Origin of the sequence: Pseudoalteromonas sp. PAST1, from assembly GCF_021532515.1 — a bacterium.
GTDB classification, from domain to species: domain Bacteria; phylum Pseudomonadota; class Gammaproteobacteria; order Enterobacterales; family Alteromonadaceae; genus Pseudoalteromonas; species Pseudoalteromonas simplex.
In genome coordinates this window covers 1-18,441 of record NZ_JAKGBH010000069.1, presented here as the reverse complement: position 1 = coordinate 18,441, position 18,441 = coordinate 1, and the positions used below count along the sequence as shown (strand labels likewise).

Sequence of the window (18,441 nt, the reverse complement as noted above, 5' to 3'; positions counted from 1 at the left end):
TTATTATGCTCATTCACGCCACCTGTTGGGCAAAAGCGAACATCTTGGAACACACTCGACACAGCTTTTAAAAACGCCGGCCCTCCTGATAAAGAAGCTGGAAATAGCTTTTGCTCAGTAAAGCCGGCCTCTAATGCCAGTAAAATGTCTGCAGTATTAGACACACCGGGAACAACCGGTAAACCACAGTTTTTTAGCGCTTGAAGTAAGTTTGCTGACACAGCAGGTGTAACAATAAAATCTGCACCTGCTTTAATTGCTTGCTGTAGGATACCTTCGTTGATAACCGTCCCTGCACCAACCGTGAGTTGGGGCAATTGTTGTTTTATCGCTGAAATAGTCGCTAATGAAGCCTTCGTTCTAAGTACAACTTCAACCAGCCCTAGCCCTGCATCAGCCATTGCTTTGGCTATTTTTACCCCTTGTTCAGGTGTCTCAGCTTGAATAAGAGGCAGCAGTGTTTGCCCTGACATCAGTTCAGAAAAGCGGATCATGTTCGTTCTCTCTTTAAATTAATTGGTAAAGATCAAGTTGCTGCTAACGAGCAGTTAAAAGGTAGTTTTGAAATTAAGTACTCTGCATGGCCTTCACAAAGTGTTCTTTTGGTGTAATTGCTCCTGGCTGCTGGATCACCACAGCAGCGGCTTTTGCAGCAAGCTGTACAGCTTTATGTTCATCCATACCTGCCATTCTGGCACCTAGGTAAGCACCATTAAATGCATCGCCTGCTGATGTGGTGTCGACAACATGTGTAACTGGTGTAATTTGATGCTCAAACAATTGACCATTTATTTTTGTAAAGACAGAGCTTGGGCCATTTTTAACAACGACTTCTGCGATATTAAATTGCGCTAAATAGTCCATAACGGCTTGTGCGCTATGAAGCTCATAAAGTGTCGTTAAATCTTCAATACCTGGTAGACAAATATCAGCTAGTTCGAATGCAATAGTGTATTGCCCTTTAGTTTCTTGCTCACACTGCCACAACCGGGCTCGATAATTGGGATCAAAAACGATTTTAACCCCCGCTTTTTTTATCCGCTGCACGATTTGCCAAAATAAATCTCGGCTTGCTGGTTCAATGACAGCCAATGAAATACCCGAGATAAACAGCATATCTGCACTGGCTAATTCTTCTTCAACACTTGGGTTAAAAAAATCCACCACTTTACGGGCTGCTGAGTCATGTCGCCAGTAGGTAAAACTGCGCTCCCCTTGCTCATCAGTTTCAATGTAGTAAATACCGGGTACTTTATTAGCATGTGTGAAGACAAGCTGTGTCGCTAGGCCTTCTTCGACAAATCGCTGCCGCATTTTAATACTGAGCGCATCCGTACCGATAGCACTTACAACCCCACATTCAAGTGAGCTAAAACAACGCTTTAAATACACCGCTGAATTATAAACATCGCCAGCAAATGATTGATTTAGCGTGCTATCTGAAATAGCTTTTAACTCAACCATGCATTCACCCAAAAAGAAGATTTTTTTCATTATTTTATCCTGTAATTAAAAAGGCTTTTTAGAGAATCTAAAAAGCCTTTATTTGGGTTACTTTTTACTGCTTAGTGGTTCAATTTTTGGGATCAATAGCCAAACAGCCAACATCGCAATAATCGCAAGCGATGCGCCAATCACAAATGCAGGTGTGTAATTACCGCCGGCAGTTAAGTAAGGCACCAATGACGTTAGACCTACAGCACCTAGTTTTGCAGCCATACCAGAAATACCCGATAAGGTGCCGACTGCTTTTTTCCCTAATAAGTCACTCGGTAGCGTTTGCACATTACCAATCGCTGTTTGAAAACCGAATAAAATCACAGCCATAATCAATACAGCTACTACGGGCGCGCCTGGGTTTGCCATGGCAATTAAGGCTGGCAACATAATTAAGCAGCCTAATGTAATGGTGAGCTTACGTGTTTTATCCGTGCTCCATCCGGCTTTTAAACGGTTTTGCGCAAGTAAACCACCAAACCATGCACCAAACATAGCGCCTACATAAGGCACCCAACCATAAATTCCAATTGACTTAACATCCATGCCATAGACTTCATTGAGGTAAATTGGGATCCAAAAAACAAACAACCACCAAATAGGGTCAATTGCTGCTGATGCAATGATAACGCCCCAGCTTTGTTTACGACTTAAAAGCTCAGTCGTGCTTGGGTTGTATTCTTCATCATTGGTGTTATCGGCTGCAGACTGACGTTGGCCGGTTAAGATGTATTGCTTTTCTTCTTCGCTGATCCATGGATGAGAGCCTGGTGGAGCTTTCACTAGAATAAGCCAAGGCACTAGCCATAAGAAGCCCATAACACCTACCACAACAAACACCATTTGCCAGCTAAAGTAGACAGTTAAATAAGCAATAAGAGGGATTGCAATAATGCCGCCAATTGCAGCACCAGAGTTAAAAATTCCTTGTGCTAAGGCACGCTCTTTAGTTGGAAACCATTCAGCATTGCCTTTTGCAGCTCCCGGCCAATTCCCAGCTTCTGCGACGCCTAAAATAGCGCGAAAAAGACTCAAGCTCATTACTCCTTGGGCAAATGCATGAGCCACGGTTGCTAGCGACCACACACCTATTGATAAAACAAAACCAAAGCGCGTACCAACCCAATCAAAAATTTTGCCAAAAATTGCTTGCCCAAATGCATAAGCAAATACAAAAACAATCGAAATATTGGCATAAATTTGCTTTCGCTCTAAAGCTGATTCATCAGGAAACAGTTCTTCAACAATATCAGGCCATAGCACACTAAGCGCTTGTCTATCGATATAATTGATAATAGTTGCCAGTGCTATTAGAGCAATTACCCACCAGCGTAAACCTTGAAGTTTCATATTATTCATCCTCTAAAAAGTCTTCACGAGCAGGGCTAAAGGTATCAATTAAAATACCGCCCGTTGGGCAAGTTGCACCGTGATCTGCAAAAGGAGGAATAAAACAGCTATCACCTGCTTTTAATACTTTGGTAACACCATCAATATTAAAATGAAATTCACCTTCAACAACATAAGTAACTTGTGAATGACGGTGAGCATGGTTATAGCCAATAGCACCTTGTGCAAACCAAATTTTAACGGCCATTAGTTCTTCGTTATAACCAAGCATTTGACGTTTTAGGCCATTCCCTAGGTCTTCAACTTCAGCGTCGCTTGCAAATGTAAAATGTTCACTTTGTTTAGTCATGGCAACTATTCCTAAATGTTGGTCATCAAATAAACGCCTAAGTGGCCGTCTAATGAATATGATTGATTTTTATATTTAAATGATCTTTTACTAGCGCCTTTGTTGTTATTAATGGCAATTAAATAAGGCTTATCTGCCACAGTTAACTCAATAAGCGTAAGCTTCCCCTGTTGTGTGTGTGACAAGGCAGATAATCGGCTTTGTGCAACGAGGGTATATTCTTTGCTCGGGTTATATTCACCATGAGGCTCTAGTATTGAAATAAATTGATGCCTATTTACACCTTTCACTCGGCGGATAAAACCATGTTCATTACGTAGATTAAAATTAGGATCGTTTGCACCAACTTGCGTGAATAAAAACGACTCTTCGCCATTCACTAAGCTTGATAAAGTATAAAAGCGGCCATTTTCATTTAACCATGTGACCTTAGCTACCCCCTTTTCAGGACGAGCTTGCGCTCTTAACCAAAGATGTTGATAACCATTCTTTTTACCCAGCGCCGTCATCTGTTGACTCTGCGTATTTAAATCAAAATTACTATCGATAAATTGCCCTTTATAATGCAAAGGCAAATCTAGTTGGTGAGGTTGTGATGCGTTGACACTGTATAAATCAATAGCAATAGTACTGCCTAGTTCTTTAAGTTCGACCAAAGCAAGCGTTCTCTCAAGCTCAACCTCTTCGTAAGCTGTATTTATTTGACCACTCGATACACTGCCGTATTCCGAGGTTTCAAAGAAATTTAGCGTTGGAGCATGTTTGTTTCCTTGCTTTACATCTGAATTAAAATGACTGATTTCGTCCACAACGACTGTATTATGCGCTACGGTTTGTTTTGCATAGCTGTTATTTTCCGGTAAGTAACGACCCCCAAATTTGGCTTCAACATTTAAAAAACGCGCAGCACCATAATCAGAAACAATTTCTTGTCCCTTGTCATAAAACTGCCAGGTTAACTTATCGAAGTGGCCATGCCCTAATCCCTGAGAAGCAGGTTTAAAGAGTAATGCCTGTTCGCCATTGGGTTTGCTGCGCATGATCACAAGCGCCCCTTCATCTCCTTGGCTGCCATCTCCAAATGCGACGGACCTGAACTGATAGGGTGTTGCTAATCCTTCATCTAACGCATTTGCAACCTCTAAACCATCTCCCGAAAGAATAATTTGCCCTTGTTGCTGAGCAATATCTAAGTAGCCTGTATCACCCGTTAAACCGTAAGCAACCGTCACACCATGCACAAGTTCAATGGTGTCGATCCCTTTACTCTTAATTGCATCATTAATCGGAAAAAACAAACCGTTATAGCTCAGTTGAATTGTAGTATCTATGGCTTTTAGCAAAATGCCATCACGATAGTGTGCAATTTTTCGCTCAGGTTCGTTATGTGCAATAGCTTGGGCAAACGTAACAAAAGGGAGTAACGCAAAGCGTTGGTAATAGGGGCCTTCGTTATAATACCCCTGAGGTGAAAAAAGCATATCAAGCTGCTTTAAGAAGCCACCTTTACCAGATTTATCTAAATCATACAGCGCCTTTTCAACCCACTGTGGCTCATCTAACACGTAGCCTGCCATGCCAACCCCAGCTGTAGCCCAAGTGCCGTGATTATGTACTTTATTAAAAGTAGAAGGCTGTCCTTGTGATAAAAAGAGTGCCACAGGTCTTAATAGCTTATGCTCAATGTCATTAATGTCTTGATCTGTTAGTGTCTCAACGACCAAATCATAAGCTTGAATTGTGTATACCAACCACATAGCTTCATTTAAGCTTTGCCAAAATAATTTTCCTGGGTTTTGCGACTTAACTTTACGTTTGGGGTGCACATCTAACGTTGGATAGAGTGCGGCATATTCAAGTAACATATCGCGCACAAAATCGGCATATTTTTGCTCTTGGCTTAACTGGTAAATTATGCCAGCGCCATACATCAGCTGATAATTCTTTTTATGACGCTCATGGCTATAACCACCGCCACCATCTTTAGGTAACGGCACAACAATACCAAAAGCAAGTTGCTGATCTACTTGTTGCTTTAGCTCAAGATACCGATCATTAAAGCGACCCGATTGGTTAAGCGCACTGCGCATCTTCTCAACATCAGATTGGGTGATTACTAAATTTGGGTGCGTCGCAAAAGCACTGCATGTGGTAATAGCCAGAGCAGTTACCGCTATTTTTAAGCCTGTGTAAAAATTAAATATTTTCATGCTTGCTCCCTACTTCTGAATCACTTGGTTATTTTTTAAAATAGCCGTATGCGAGCCTGCAATATTTAGCTCTTCAATGTGTGGTTTTGCTGTATTAGTGAACGTGTTTGAGATAATACGCGTTTGCGGTTCACCAACGGTATGTTCAACGACAATCGGCGCAGAATTGGTAAACGCGTTCTCGGCGATTTCGGTAACTTGCACACCATGTAAGTAAACACTGGCATTAGTTTGATTTCGTTTCCCTAAACCCACTGAGATCAGTGTATTATTCTTTAACAAAAAGTGTGGACCAAACGTACTTTCATCAGTACCGCCACGATAGAGCTTAACTAGCGCACCACTAACATTATCAAAATGATTATTTGTTAAGGTGACGTACTCAGCGTTATACACACCTAAGTTTTCAATCTCGCTGTCAAGGCGCAAGATATCGCCAGTAACCTGACTAAACTGGTTATTAATTAAAGTGATTTCATCCGCTAGTGCACCTTTACCCGTTTTAAAAAAATCAAAGGTATGATTAATGTCTAAATCAATTAATTGGCAACGCTCCATAATCAAGCGGTAGTTTTCAACCATGCCCCATTTTTTAGTTCGAATAACCGAATTACCCGCTGAGTCTGGGCTGTTTTTACCAGATATAACTAACCCTTCTAGCTTTAAACTGCCGCCATCATGAATTTCGAACAAACTAGAGCGCTCAAAAGTCAAATTCACAGCGCCATCTTGAGCCGCCTTAAAAGAAAGGGTTTTATCAATCACGACCAGTTTTGCGAGGTCATAGTCTCCTGCTGATAGTTCAAGTACATCACCTGAGTGCGCTTGTTCAATTTTAAGCAGGAGATCCTTCGCAGAATTTTCCACTCGATGGGTTTTTCCCGAATCAAAAGCCACAATTGCAGGGCTTTTAGGGTACCAGCTCACTCCTGTGTCTGCTTTTTTCAGTACAGTTAAATCAGCCTTAGCACCCGCAAAAACTGACTCTGAAACAGGGTAAAGTAAGCCCGCTTTATTACGCTTTAACTTAACTTGCTGTTGCTTTACTCCCTTGCTAAGCGATGGTAATACGGCTGTATTGGCAATGTTGTTACTAAACTTAATGCCACTAATATCATCAAAAGCTGTGAACGGTTGCTGCGAGTCGTTAATGATCAGGTTATTGTTCATCACACTATTAATTGGTACAGCACTGCGTTCAGCATCACTGCCAGCAGCAAGCTGAATATGTTCAACATTTATAAAGGTATTGTTTTCAATTTGCGCATTTTCAACTTGGTGATAGCGGTTAATGGGTGAATTAGGCACACCATTCATCACCGTAAAGCCACTGCCAAAACGAAATCCCGTTAATCCCTCGAGATAATTATTACGAATAATGTGATCTTTGTTGATAACGCGAATGCCGCCAGTATGCTCTACACCATTACCGAAAAAAATATTTTCTTCGATGATATTTCCATTCCCATGACGCAGTGTAAGTGTGCCGCGAGCTTCATAAAAAATGTTATTTCGAATATGGTTCTTACCTGATTTAATCGAAATGATTTCGACCTCACCATTGGTTTGTTCAAAATAGTTGTTCTCAACTAATGTGTGCGAATCGGACAACGAGTAGTGGCTCGTCCCGATACGTAACGTTTCTCCACCGTTAGAGCCAAATACAGGACGATAGCCAAAATAGTTATGGTCAATTTGATGATAATTCAGCTGACTTTGTTCAGAATTCAACCGAACCGCAACTGTCACTCCTTTATTTCGTTTACCTTCTAAGTGGTTGTGATCAAAACGGTTATGCTGACCATAAAGCGCTACCCAATAATCAGATTCGCGCTTATCTGGGTTGTTATAATTATCGATTACCATTTCAGAGACACGCGAATTAAATGCGAGTTCTTTACCATTACGAAACTCAATAACCGCGGATGTCGGGGTATAACCATTTTTAAATACAAGGCCGCTGGCATGCAAATACTGCCCTGCTAAACGAAGGTTTGACTGCCCAGATAAAATAACCTTACCTTTAGTTTGCGGCTTTAATCTAATCGGTAATTGTTTAGAGCCTTGACCAGATAAAACAATTTCGAAGTCATGCCACACCCCATTTTGTAAAATTACGGTATCACCTGCTTGTAACGTGTTGGCTATTTTTGCGTAAGCTTGTTTGTTGTCTATTAAGTAGTCTTTGGCTGCAATCGTTGTCGAAAAACAACCAAGAATAACTAGGCTAAGCTTTATTATATTTAGTTTAATCAATCGCATAGTTAACTCATTTTTACTGATATTTCGACGAAAAACGCCATCAGCTTTATTATGTGTGTTCAGACGCTTCACGATGTGAAGCGCTTTGGCAAATGGCTTTACTTAACTAAGCTTTTGAAATAATCAAAAATCTCAGGCACATTGCCTTGACCCATTCCCGCATCAAATGCAGCTTGCAAGTTCGCCGATGAGCCTTCAGCAATTTTTGACACAGTGCCAAGATCCTCTACCATCTGTAAAAAGTAACCTAAGTCCTTATTTGCATTTGCAATTGAAAACCCAAGATCACTCACTCCATCCACCGCATAGTTTTTACAAAAATGCATAAAAGGTGAATTTGATGGTCCCGTAGACATAATGTCGAAAAGTTGTTGGCGATTTACGCCGGCACGATCAGCAACAGCAAATGCTTGAGACATCGCACATACCGTTGTCATACCCATAAAGTTATTAATTAACTTTGTTGTATGACCTGCGCCAAGCTCCCCTAAATGGAACACATTTTCACCTTGATCATCTAATACAGGCTTCACTTTATTAAACGTCTCTAAGTCACCTGCAGCCATAATATTTAATAAGCCATCTTTTGCATGCGCTGGAGTACGCCCTAAAGGTGCATCAATCATACCTACGCCTTTTGCAGCAAGGTCTTTACCAATTTTCTTAGTTGAGGCAGGAATTGATGTACCAAAATCGATTAAAACAGACCCTTCTTTTAGTCCATCCAATAAACCTTCATCTGAATAAACTACTTTTTCCACGATATCTGATGTTGTTAAGCAAAGCATAACAATGTCTGAAGCAGCGGCTAACTCTTTACCTGTCGATACTGTTTGAGCACCTCGCTCTACACATTTTGTAACGGCTTCTTTATTAAGATCCATCACAATCAACTGATAGCCTTTGTTTTGTAGATTCTCGACCATATTGCCACCCATTAGGCCAAGGCCGATAAAACCGATCGTTGGTTTTGACATGTAGAACTCCTAAATAAATTGACACTTTTGAATGAAGTTAACCATTTCGAAAAGTGCGCCTAGTTAAATTTTTTAAATCTCACAGCACTACATCTTAATAGCAGCACTTACACAAACTGGCACAACAAGGTTACCAATAACAACATAAGTTATTACCAATAAATTACATTGTCAACCAATTGGCGTTACAAAAAAAGAAAAGAATATTGACCAATATTCAAAAAAGTCTGTCGCGATAAAAATAAAAGCTATCAAGTAAAATTATTTACTAACTTAATTAGTTAATTTTATTTGATTATTTACGTGAATTGATAAGTTTGAGAAAATTTTGAGATGAGGGTGCAACATAAAAACATAAAATTGGTAAGAACACTAAAATCATCTTTATGACCAATCATGCCAACCAGCTTAAATTAGTAAACAAATTTGAAGCATTTAAATATTGTTGAAAACAGCAAAAAGCGTCGTGACTAGTTGTTTCAACAATTCCACTGGTAACCCTGTAATCATTTTTAACGTAGGCGGTAATGGTTTAAATATAAGAGTAACTAAAGCTATGTCGCCCGCATGGGCGACACACATTTATTAATTAGGGCAATTACCTAATTCATAATACCCAGCACTAGTTTGCGCTAAGGTACTGGTATAAAAGGTGTTATAAAGACCTAGGTTATCACCTGAGCCCACTGCATAGGCGTAAGAGCCATTCGTAGTTGCACGATTTGCTTGCACATGTGCATAGTTGCTTGAGGTGGTTTCAGTGCATTGGTAATCACCATTCGGTGTTGAGTCACACGCATCACCCGCACCATCTGCATCACTATCCAGTTGATCACTATTGGCCACCAGCGGGCAGTTATCTAGGCTATCACTAACACCATCGCTGTCAGAGTCACTCGTTTCACCATCAGGAGTGCTGTCACACACATTACCAATCCCGTCATTATCGTTATCAGCTTGATCAGCATTCGCTACATTCGGGCAATTATCTGCGCCGTCGAGCACACCGTCGTTGTCTGCGTCATTAGTCGGTTCGGTGGTGGTTTTGCATGCTTGTAATGGCCCTGCACAACTTGAATCATCATCAGCGATCCACTGACATTGATTGGTACCCGCTGAATACTCGCGCATAGTAAAGGCAGCGGTTCCAAACGCTAAATAACAGGCAGAGTAACCTTCGCCCCAGCTAATATGGCCTTCGTTGATATGAAGATTGTAATCGCCTGTCACGCCAGCATCGATGACAAAACTAATGCTATCTGTTGATGTCAGCGCAGTATCATCTGTTGCGGTGATCACTACGGTATTATTGCCACCAGCCAGATTGCATTGCTCAGCAAAGTACGCAAGCCCATTCACTGTAGCTGTCACATCACCATTGCTAAAACTGACCACGACAGTACTTAAGTTTTGATTATCATCAATCACCGTTCCCGTCACTGTAGCGCACTGCCCGTTTACACTTGCCGCAGTATCACTCAGTAGTGGTGCTGTAGCCGCAGGCTCTGGCCCGACACGTACCGTAAGATTAGCTTCATCACCTTGTTTCGCTTCATTATCTGTGGCACTGACACGCACTTCATAAAGTCCATCGCTGAGTACGCTTGTCACCCCGCTAAAGCTATTATTCGCATCGACTTGTACGTTCAGTGATTCAATTAAGCTTGCCGCGCCACTGGCTAGGCTATACACGTTTATATCAACATTGGTTACATTGCCTTCTGGGTCGACTGCACTGCCTGTAATGGTGAGCTGGTTATTACTGACTGTGGCAGTTAAATTACTAATTTCAGGGCCTGCATTACGATCAACTCGTTTATTATTAGCCGCAAAGTACTCACCGAGATAGGTTGCAAAATTAATACTGTTTGCCGCCACATAATCGCCAGACGCACCTTGTCCGCCCGACCACGAGTGATCCAAATTATTAAACCACAGCATAGCAACCCGATTGTCTTGCCAAAGTGACTGCTCAGCAGTGCGTGTTGCATCATCACTTATGGTCGTTGTGCCTGAAAGTTGATTAACCTCATAAAGGGCAGCAAAGCCATCTGCGTTTTGCTGGTTATAACAGGTATTGACTGTGGTATCGGCAGTACCATGACCAATCACCGCTATTTGTGTGGCAAAATGATCTTTATAACTGCCAGCATAGCTTTCACAGCGGGATACAAAGGTGTTTTCAGACACTGTTTCACAGGTCGAAATTGCCCCACTTGAACTTGTGCCGATGGTTGGCCCAGCGCTTGGTGCAACCCCAGCAAATACATCAGGCGCTACACAAGCCGTTTGAGCAGCCATTGCAGCCCCAGATGACAAACCTGCAATATACACTTGTTTGGGATCAATATTACGCGCTGCATCACCACTTAATGCATTGGCTAAATTAATTAAATTTTTATAATCACCAGAGCTGCGATTGATTGCTCCTTGCCAATATGACCAGCAGCTATAGCCTGCTTTATTCATCGCATCAGGAACGGCTATTATCATACCATGGGCTTCGGCTGCATCTTCAAGATTCGCAGTTAAGTAGTTATTAATGGGTTGCACGCAGCCATGCAGTACCAGCATCAAAGAATGGCCATTGCCTATGCTTGATTGCGTATCAGGAGTGTAAATATGAACATTATTAAAACCGCCAATGCTGACATTTTGCTGCCAACTCCCTGCAAAACTTGGCTGCGAGAAAATAGCAGCACAGAGCACTGCGAGCGGAGTAAACGACGCTGATTTTCGTTTACATAATTGTGTTACTTTTTGCATATATCGCCTTTATAGTCGTTATCATTGTTGTCTGTCAGTTGATGACTAACCCAATGTAGTAGAACTATTTAAAAAGCGAACTATAACTATAGTGCTATACATCTATTGCAAAACAAACCAAAAGCACCACAACCTGATTTATTGTCATTTACGAAACTTAAACCAGTTTCATTAACAAAGCCAACGTAACTCGTTGGCTTTGCTTTTGCTAAGGAGTAGGCTTAAAAATTGAACCCGACTGATACCCAATAACGTCGACCATCTTCAACATATCCGTATTCAGCTTCGGTGATTTCTTTATCAAATAAATTATAAACACCAAACCCTAACTTAATGCTGCGGCTTAAATCATAGTTACCACCGATATCAGCCAAGGTGTAATCTGGCGCAATTAAGCTGTCTTGTGACGGACCTGTTGTCGGCTGACTTTCCTCACCACGGTAATGTACACGCAACCAGGTGCCTAGCTTATCAACCGGGCGCCAATTAACTGATGTTTGTAAAATGTGTTTAGGTAATTGATTAAGTGGGCTGCCTTTGTACTCACCAGTTTTTTGCTCAGAATCGGTGTAGGTGTAGTTGGCACTTACATCAAGCTCACTAGTAATGTCGTAAGATACTGATAACTCAAAGCCTTGTGTAACGGCTTCATCCACATTGACATAGGTCGTTGGCATCGAACCAAACTGGTTTGGTCCATCAGTACACTGGGTGAGTGGGCACGAAATACGGGTAATTTTGTCTTCAAATTCGTTGTAAAATACGGTGCTTGAAAGCGATAAATCACGGTTTGCATCGTAATAGATACCCATTTCGTAGTTTACAGATTTTTCAGGGCTTAAATCTGGGTTACCGTAAATATTACCACCTCGGCTCACTTGCCCCCAAGCTGCGGTAGATTGACGAATATTCGGCGCTCTAAAGCCTGTAGAGATACCGCCTTTTACCGTCAACGATTTAGTTGCTGTATACACACCATACAAACGTGGGCTGAAATGGCCTGAAAAATTGCCATCATGGTCATAACGAAGACCGGTAGTGAGTTTAAATTGCTTGGTTGCTGCCCACTCATCTTCTGCAAATACTGACCACTGCTCGTTCTCAACATGGGTTAAGTCACTAATGCGGTTACTGGTGTAATCGTCCAGCTCTTCTTTTAAATATGAGGCACCAAATGCAGCATTATGATTGGTAAAAGGTAAAGTCCAGCTGGTTTGCGCATCGGTATTTTCGACATACATTTCGCGAGAGGTATTATCGAATTTATCGTACTTTAGGTAACTGCGTGATGAGCCAAAATCATAAAAACCATTATGGCTTAGTGAATAGCTCTCTTGGTCATACTCTGTGGTTGATGACTCAGGACAGCCATTTCGACCGCAGCTTTCGCCTTCAGCTAAAGGAGCAACCGTTTTGCCTAATGTTTCGTCGAGTTTTTGTTTTGCAGAGCCTACTTCAAGCATGATTTCGTGGTTATCAGAAGGCGTTAAGATGAACTTAGCTTTGATATTACTTTGCTCTTTGCCACGAAAACCTGCTTCAAAATCGTCTTCGTCACGCTTTGAGAATTGACCAGATAACTGCATACCTAATAACTCAGGAATTAAGCCACCCGCTGTGAAAAAGCTACCTTGATTGATATTGCCCGATTCACTTGATTCTTGAATGGTGCTATCTAAGCGTAGTTCACCGTACCATTTTTCTGGTGTTTTACGGGTAATAATATTGATAACCCCACCGATTGCATCTGAGCCATATAATGACGACATAGGGCCACGGATAACCTCGATGCGTTCAATCGCTGAGATAGGCGGAGTCCATGCTCCTTCAACACCAGGGCCATCACTATTTGGGCGGGTTTCACGAGAGGTTTGACGCTGGCCATCAATTAAAATCAAAGTATATTGACTTGCCATACCACGAAGACTGATATCTTTTCTGTCGCCACCACCTGTGACAACCACACCAGGAACATCTGTCATTGCATCGGTTAGATCACGATAAAAACGCTTTTCGAGTTGCTCACGATCAATAACACTGATGCTGGCTGGTGCCTCTTTAAGCATCTGCTCATAACCTGAAGCAGAAACTACAATCACTTCCATGTCTTGCTTTTTATCATCTGCATTTGCAGAATAAGACAAACTAGCCAGTATAGCTGCCGTTAATGGTAAAATGTTCGTAACAACCCTCGTCATAATAATACTCCGTGACATTTTGTTTATTAATGATAATAATTAGCGTTTGCATACTAATGAGAAGTCCCGATTTTCACAATTTACGATTTCTTAAAACTGAATTAAGAAGGCCTGAACTATGAATTCCAAGCTGATAAAAACACTACGCGTTTTTTCTCGTACTGTAGAGACAGGCAATATGAGCGGTGCAGCTGCAGAGTTATCGATGACCACATCGGCTGTGAGTCAACACATTAAGCAATTAGAACAAGAAATCGGATTAAGCCTATTTAACCGCAGCCCACGCGAACTTACCTTAACCGAAGCCGGCCATCTGTATTATCAAAGCTGTTTAAAAATGCTGGCACTTGCTGATCAAGCCAGTACGCAATTACAACATTTGCAAAATAAGCCCAGTGGCGAGCTTAAATTAGTGGCGCCAGTGGGTTTTGGTGGAGGATTATTAAGCGAGCCGTTGGAGCGCTTAATTAACGAATTTGATGATTTACGTATTCAGTTAATTTTGACTGACGAGCCAATTGATATGATTAAATGCGGCGCTGACTTAGCAATCGCTATTGGCCCATTAACAGATTCCAACCTAGTAGCAAGGCAATTAGCAACGTGGCCACTAAAGTTATGCGCCCATAAAGATCATCCAATTAGTCAAATAAAACAGGCTCGCTGGCAAGATCTCAACCAGTTTGCCAGAATTGGACACAGTAATGCTGACAGCAACGCATTTAACCCTTCTACATTAGAAAGCAAGCCACTGCCAAAGGCTAAAATTACAGTGAACAACATGCAAAGTTTAATCAAACTTGTGATTGATGGTGTTGGCTATGGCGTGTTACCCGAACCAGAAGTTAGGCATTTACTAAAATCGAAAGAACTGGTTGAAATAGCACCTGAATGGGCAATGCCAAACTATACTGTTTATGCTGTAACACCAGCCCGAGACAGTTTAGCGGCAAAAACAAGGACAGCTATTGATACTTTAAAACTATGCTTTAACCATGTGTCTAAGCAAGTTGAATTAGTTGATTAAGACTCATAAAGGATAATAGCCATTTGCAATATGCAGATGGGTATTATCCAACTTAGCGTTAACCTAGCGCCAGCCAAACGCCTACACCCATCATAAGCGCGCCAGCAATACGGTTTAACCACTTCACATTATCGCCTTTATCTAAAAACAGCCTTAAGCTTTTACCGCCTGTTGCGTAAATCAACATACAGATAAATTCGCTCAGCATAATAATGCTCACTAATACCGCAAGCTGAGGAGCAACCGCTAAATCAACATTAATAAACGGAGGGAGTAAAGAAATCATAAATGCCCACCCTTTTGGGTTTGCAATGGCAGTGATATAACCCTGCGAAAATAATTGCCCACGACCAATTTGTTGCTGTGTAGCATCGTTAGGTTTAAAGCTGGTTTTAGCGCGCCACATATTAACACCTAAGTATATTAAGTACGCGCCACCTAGGTATTTTAAAAAGGCAAATAGCTCAGGGTAATTAAGCATAATACTAGCAACCCCAATCACCGCAGCAATGGCTACCGTGGCAACGCCTAACACCTCACCGACCATCATCCACAGCGTACGTCTAACGCCTACACTCATGCCTAACGTCATGGCGAGCGTCATACACATACCGGGTGTAATAGAAACAAAGAAAAAGGTCGGAATAAAAACCGCGAGTACTGCTAAATCGAGCATAAATGCAATCACATGTTTATTGCTTAAAAAGAGAAAGCGATTAAATCACATTCACTTAACTAAGAAAACAAACACGCGATTGCTAACAGGCTTATAAAAACATACCGCCTGATGCTTCAATGCGTTGCCCGGTCACCCAACGGTTTTCATCACCGAGTAGCTGCGCAATCATAGGGCCAATATCATCAGCTTGGCCAACGCGTCCCATGGCTGTAAATGAACTGACCAATTGAGCAACATGCTCATTATCACGGACTGCACCGCCACCAAAATCAGTGGCAATTGCGCCAGGCGCGACGACATTCACGGCAATATTGCGACCAGCAAGTTCTTTTGCCATGTATTTGGTTAATACTTCAACGGCTCCTTTCATGGTAGCGTAGGCCGCTTTTCCTGGTAATGCAAAACGTGTCAGCCCTGAAGATAAGTTAATAATACGCCCGCCATCATTGATCATCTCATGCAGTGTTTGCGTTAAGAAAAACACACCTTTAACATGTACATTCATCAAATTGTCAAACATAGCTTCACTGGTATCAGCAAATGCACTATCACTGCCATGACCTGCGTTATTGATTAAATAATCAAATCGAGACGTTTGCCATTGTGTTGCCAAAGTACTTTCAAGTGTTTGTTTAAATTCAGCAAAACCTAAAATATCGCTCACATCAAGTTGAATGGCGACGGCTTTTGCCCCTAGCGCTGCAACTTCTTCTACAACTTGCTGCGCTTCATCTTTATGGCTTCTGTAAGTAAATACACAATCAATGTTCTTACGTGCCAAACTTAAAACTGTATTTTTACCTAAACCGCGATTACCACCTGTGATCACTGCAATTTTGTTGCTCATCGTGCTTACCCTTTTGCTTTGAAGTAATTGTGAGCAACCAGTATATTTACACTGCAAAACCAGATAAACCATGTAAAATTGAATTAACTGTTCGCAAATAACAAACAATCATGAATGAACTAAATGCCATGAAAACCTTTGTTCAGGTTGCAGAGCTAAAAAGCTTTTCGGCTGCAGCACTTGCACTGAGCATGCCTAAATCATCCGTCTCGCAGTTGGTCAAACAACTCGAAGATACGCTAGGTGCTCGGCTTCTAAACCGCACAACAAGGCGAGTTACGCTGACCAATGAAGGCACTGTGTTTTATCAGCGCTGCAAAGATATGCTTGCTGATATAGACGAACTACAAACCCTATTTCATAAAAAAGACGAAGCGTTATCAGGGCGTCTTAGAGTAGATATGCCACAGCCAATTAGTCGGCGCTTAGTGCTACCGAATCTAGACAGCTTTTTATCTGCACACCCGCAATTAGAGATTGAACTGAGTAGTTCTGACAGACGAGTTAACCTAATTGAAGAAGGCTTTGATTGTGTAGTGCGAGTCGGTAATTTAGAAGACTCATCGCTGATTGCGAAAAAAATTGGCCACTGCCCTATGATTAACTGTGTCAGCCCAGGTTATATTAAAAACTATGGCAACATCACTGAACTTAGCGATTTAGCCGAGCATTACATTGTTCGCTATAGCCAAACGCTCGGCCAACTTGACCCCGGCTTTGAATACCAAGATACGCAAGGCGATTGGCAAACCCTGACCATGAAATCACAGCTCACAGTCAACAATACTGATGCCTATAAAGCAGCGTGTTTAGCTGGGCTTGGCCTTATTCAAGTGCCTCGTCATGGAGTTCTTGACGAGCTTAGTTGTGGTGAACTTATCCAAGTTTTGCCTGACTATAATTTGCCGCCCATGCCTATGAATATCGTCTACCCAAATCGACGCCATTTACCAAGGCGTACCCGAGTGTTTATTGATTGGTTAAGCGAGCAATTAAAACCGATTACCCATAGCTAAGATACTTGCTATGTGCGCTTCAGTTTAACTACCTTTAATTACAGACAGCAGGAGTTGATCAATTTCATTATTCACTCCACCAACGCTACTATTGTTTAATATTACATAACCAATATTTTTATCTGTCACAGAGCGAGTTAAGGATGTCCAGCCTCTATTAAACCCTGCAAAACCTAGACTGTTATTCTCAGAGTCTACGACATAACTCATACTCCATCGCCCTCCTGTGTGAGGCTGAGCTTGAATCATATTTGCAATAAGCTGATTTGATAAAATATTTGAACCAATGTAATTACCTTGCTCATTTTTTAGCACTGCCTGATTAAACTTAGCTAAATCATCTGCCGTTGTTATAAAGCCAGCGGCAGCTGTTTCTGTAAAGTACACCATAGCTGTTTTGTTGCCATTCTCATCGTAAGGACTAGCCAGCTTTGCTGGAGAAATACGGTTGATATCAAACGAAGAATTTGTCATTCCGAGGGGTAAAAGAACGTTTTCAGTCATAAAATTACTGAAAGATTGATTAGTCAGGTCTTCAATTAACAGCTGAACTATCGTGTAACCACCACCTGAGTATGACCATTTAGTGTCAGGTTCATGAATAATTTTAACGGCTCCATCACCCGTATTATTGCCTTCTAATGACTCTACAAGAGTAGGTAATGGATCTTCAGCACTCCATCCATTGTAGCCACTTAATGAAAGCCCTGCAGTATGAGAGAGAATATTACGTAAAGTTACTTTGTTAGCATCAAACTGAGAATTCGGTATTTTCCAGCTTTTTAAGTAATCATTAATTGGTTTATCAAGTTCAACTTTACCTTGTTCAACTAGTATCATTGCGCCCCAAGCTGTAATCACTTTAGAAATGGAGCCAACATTGAATAAAGTTTTGTGTGTGATTGGGGTTCTATTTTCAGCGTCAGCATGGCCATAAGAATATGAACCAAGCACCTCATTCCCTTGAACAATCGATATAGCAATACCACGCGCTTGGCTTTTTTCAAGAATTAACGGGATCTCCTTATCTAGCACTTTAGAAAATTCTAAACTTTTGGTTTGTTTTGCATGTAATGAGCAAGACGATATTAAAAATAATATAAGAATTATAAACTTATTCATGAGCATCCTTGTTTTATAGACATAATGACTCCCACACGGTGCTAGCCTCCGCTTTTCGTGGGTTAGCTTAATGACAAAGCCAGAGCCATAATTAGTTTGTCAAATAACTAAACAGCAGAGGCTAGCATGAACAAACATAGC

14 protein-coding genes are annotated in these 18,441 nt (G+C 41.4%); 2 read left to right on the top strand and 12 right to left on the bottom strand.

Annotated elements, in window-relative coordinates:
• The 9 genes from eda to L1272_RS21035 form a co-directional block, all read right to left on the bottom strand.
• Positions 1-494: bifunctional 4-hydroxy-2-oxoglutarate aldolase/2-dehydro-3-deoxy-phosphogluconate aldolase (gene eda, locus L1272_RS21075; RefSeq protein ID WP_235374223.1), on the bottom strand; the 494-nt coding region annotated here is incomplete at its 3' end.
• A 73-nt stretch (positions 495-567) separates the two neighbouring features.
• A complete protein-coding gene (locus tag L1272_RS21070) occupies positions 568-1,494 on the bottom strand; it encodes a sugar kinase (RefSeq protein WP_235374222.1) in 927 nt (308 codons plus the stop codon).
• A 57-nt stretch (positions 1,495-1,551) separates the two neighbouring features.
• Positions 1,552-2,847: an MFS transporter gene (locus tag L1272_RS21065; RefSeq protein WP_235374221.1), complete on the bottom strand. Its 1,296-nt coding sequence runs from the start codon at positions 2,845-2,847 to the stop codon at positions 1,552-1,554.
• 1 nt (position 2,848) lies between these two features.
• Positions 2,849-3,196 (bottom strand): cupin domain-containing protein, encoded by a 348-nt coding sequence (locus L1272_RS21060; protein WP_054553983.1) that lies wholly within the window; start codon positions 3,194-3,196, stop codon positions 2,849-2,851.
• Positions 3,197-3,207: 11 nt separating this feature from the next.
• The gene (locus L1272_RS21055; RefSeq protein WP_235374220.1) at positions 3,208-5,406 is read right to left on the bottom strand and encodes a heparinase II/III domain-containing protein; all 2,199 of its coding nucleotides are present in this window, start codon (positions 5,404-5,406) and stop codon (positions 3,208-3,210) included.
• A gap of 9 nt (positions 5,407-5,415) precedes the next feature.
• Entirely contained in the window at positions 5,416-7,668 is a 2,253-nt protein-coding gene (locus tag L1272_RS21050) for a polysaccharide lyase 6 family protein (protein ID WP_235374219.1), read from the bottom strand.
• 98 nt (positions 7,669-7,766) lie between these two features.
• Positions 7,767-8,645 carry an NAD(P)-dependent oxidoreductase gene (locus tag L1272_RS21045; RefSeq protein ID WP_138618280.1) on the bottom strand — a complete coding sequence of 293 codons (879 nt, stop codon included), beginning with the start codon at positions 8,643-8,645 and terminating at the stop codon, positions 7,767-7,769.
• 585 nt (positions 8,646-9,230) lie between these two features.
• Positions 9,231-11,411, bottom strand: a complete 2,181-nt coding sequence (locus L1272_RS21040) for an extracellular catalytic domain type 1 short-chain-length polyhydroxyalkanoate depolymerase (protein WP_235374218.1) — start codon at positions 11,409-11,411, stop codon at positions 9,231-9,233.
• 221 nt (positions 11,412-11,632) lie between these two features.
• Positions 11,633-13,609, bottom strand: a complete 1,977-nt coding sequence (locus tag L1272_RS21035) for a ligand-gated channel protein (RefSeq protein WP_235374217.1) — start codon at positions 13,607-13,609, stop codon at positions 11,633-11,635.
• Between the two features lie 118 nt (positions 13,610-13,727).
• Between L1272_RS21035 and L1272_RS21030 the strand changes: the two genes are divergently transcribed.
• Positions 13,728-14,636: a LysR family transcriptional regulator gene (locus tag L1272_RS21030; RefSeq protein ID WP_138599394.1), complete on the top strand. Its 909-nt coding sequence runs from the start codon at positions 13,728-13,730 to the stop codon at positions 14,634-14,636.
• A 58-nt stretch (positions 14,637-14,694) separates the two neighbouring features.
• Here L1272_RS21030 and L1272_RS21025 read toward each other — a convergent pair whose 3' ends face one another.
• Entirely contained in the window at positions 14,695-15,312 is a 618-nt protein-coding gene (locus L1272_RS21025; RefSeq protein WP_235374224.1) for a LysE family translocator, read from the bottom strand.
• 91 nt (positions 15,313-15,403) lie between these two features.
• Entirely contained in the window at positions 15,404-16,162 is a 759-nt protein-coding gene (locus L1272_RS21020; protein ID WP_138599393.1) for an SDR family NAD(P)-dependent oxidoreductase, read from the bottom strand.
• Between the two features lie 110 nt (positions 16,163-16,272).
• On the opposite strand from L1272_RS21020, the gene L1272_RS21015 reads away from it, so the two are divergent.
• Positions 16,273-17,178 carry a LysR family transcriptional regulator gene (locus L1272_RS21015; RefSeq protein ID WP_166338608.1) on the top strand — a complete coding sequence of 302 codons (906 nt, stop codon included), beginning with the start codon at positions 16,273-16,275 and terminating at the stop codon, positions 17,176-17,178.
• Between the two features lie 24 nt (positions 17,179-17,202).
• On the opposite strand, the gene L1272_RS21010 is transcribed toward L1272_RS21015, so the two are convergent.
• A complete protein-coding gene (locus tag L1272_RS21010) occupies positions 17,203-18,300 on the bottom strand; it encodes a serine hydrolase domain-containing protein (protein WP_235374216.1) in 1,098 nt (365 codons plus the stop codon).
• Between the last annotated feature and the right edge of the window lie 141 nt (positions 18,301-18,441).

Excerpts from the sequence above, each read along its gene's own strand:
- L1272_RS21055 (WP_235374220.1), bottom strand. The coding sequence starts at position 5,406 with ATGAAAATATTTAATTTTTACACAGGCTTAAAAATAGCGGTAACTGCT.
- L1272_RS21045 (WP_138618280.1), bottom strand. The coding sequence starts at position 8,645 with ATGTCAAAACCAACGATCGGTTTTATCGGCCTTGGCCTAATGGGTGGC.
- L1272_RS21065 (WP_235374221.1), bottom strand. The coding sequence starts at position 2,847 with ATGAAACTTCAAGGTTTACGCTGGTGGGTAATTGCTCTAATAGCACTG.
- L1272_RS21035 (WP_235374217.1), bottom strand. The coding sequence starts at position 13,609 with ATGACGAGGGTTGTTACGAACATTTTACCATTAACGGCAGCTATACTG.
- L1272_RS21030 (WP_138599394.1), top strand. The coding sequence starts at position 13,728 with ATGAATTCCAAGCTGATAAAAACACTACGCGTTTTTTCTCGTACTGTA.
- L1272_RS21020 (WP_138599393.1), bottom strand. The coding sequence starts at position 16,162 with ATGAGCAACAAAATTGCAGTGATCACAGGTGGTAATCGCGGTTTAGGT.
- L1272_RS21010 (WP_235374216.1), bottom strand. The coding sequence starts at position 18,300 with ATGAATAAGTTTATAATTCTTATATTATTTTTAATATCGTCTTGCTCA.
- L1272_RS21050 (WP_235374219.1), bottom strand. The coding sequence starts at position 7,668 with ATGCGATTGATTAAACTAAATATAATAAAGCTTAGCCTAGTTATTCTT.
- L1272_RS21070 (WP_235374222.1), bottom strand. The coding sequence starts at position 1,494 with ATGAAAAAAATCTTCTTTTTGGGTGAATGCATGGTTGAGTTAAAAGCT.
- L1272_RS21025 (WP_235374224.1), bottom strand. The coding sequence starts at position 15,312 with ATGCTCGATTTAGCAGTACTCGCGGTTTTTATTCCGACCTTTTTCTTT.
- L1272_RS21015 (WP_166338608.1), top strand. The coding sequence starts at position 16,273 with ATGAATGAACTAAATGCCATGAAAACCTTTGTTCAGGTTGCAGAGCTA.
- L1272_RS21060 (WP_054553983.1), bottom strand. The coding sequence starts at position 3,196 with ATGACTAAACAAAGTGAACATTTTACATTTGCAAGCGACGCTGAAGTT.
- L1272_RS21040 (WP_235374218.1), bottom strand. The coding sequence starts at position 11,411 with ATGCAAAAAGTAACACAATTATGTAAACGAAAATCAGCGTCGTTTACT.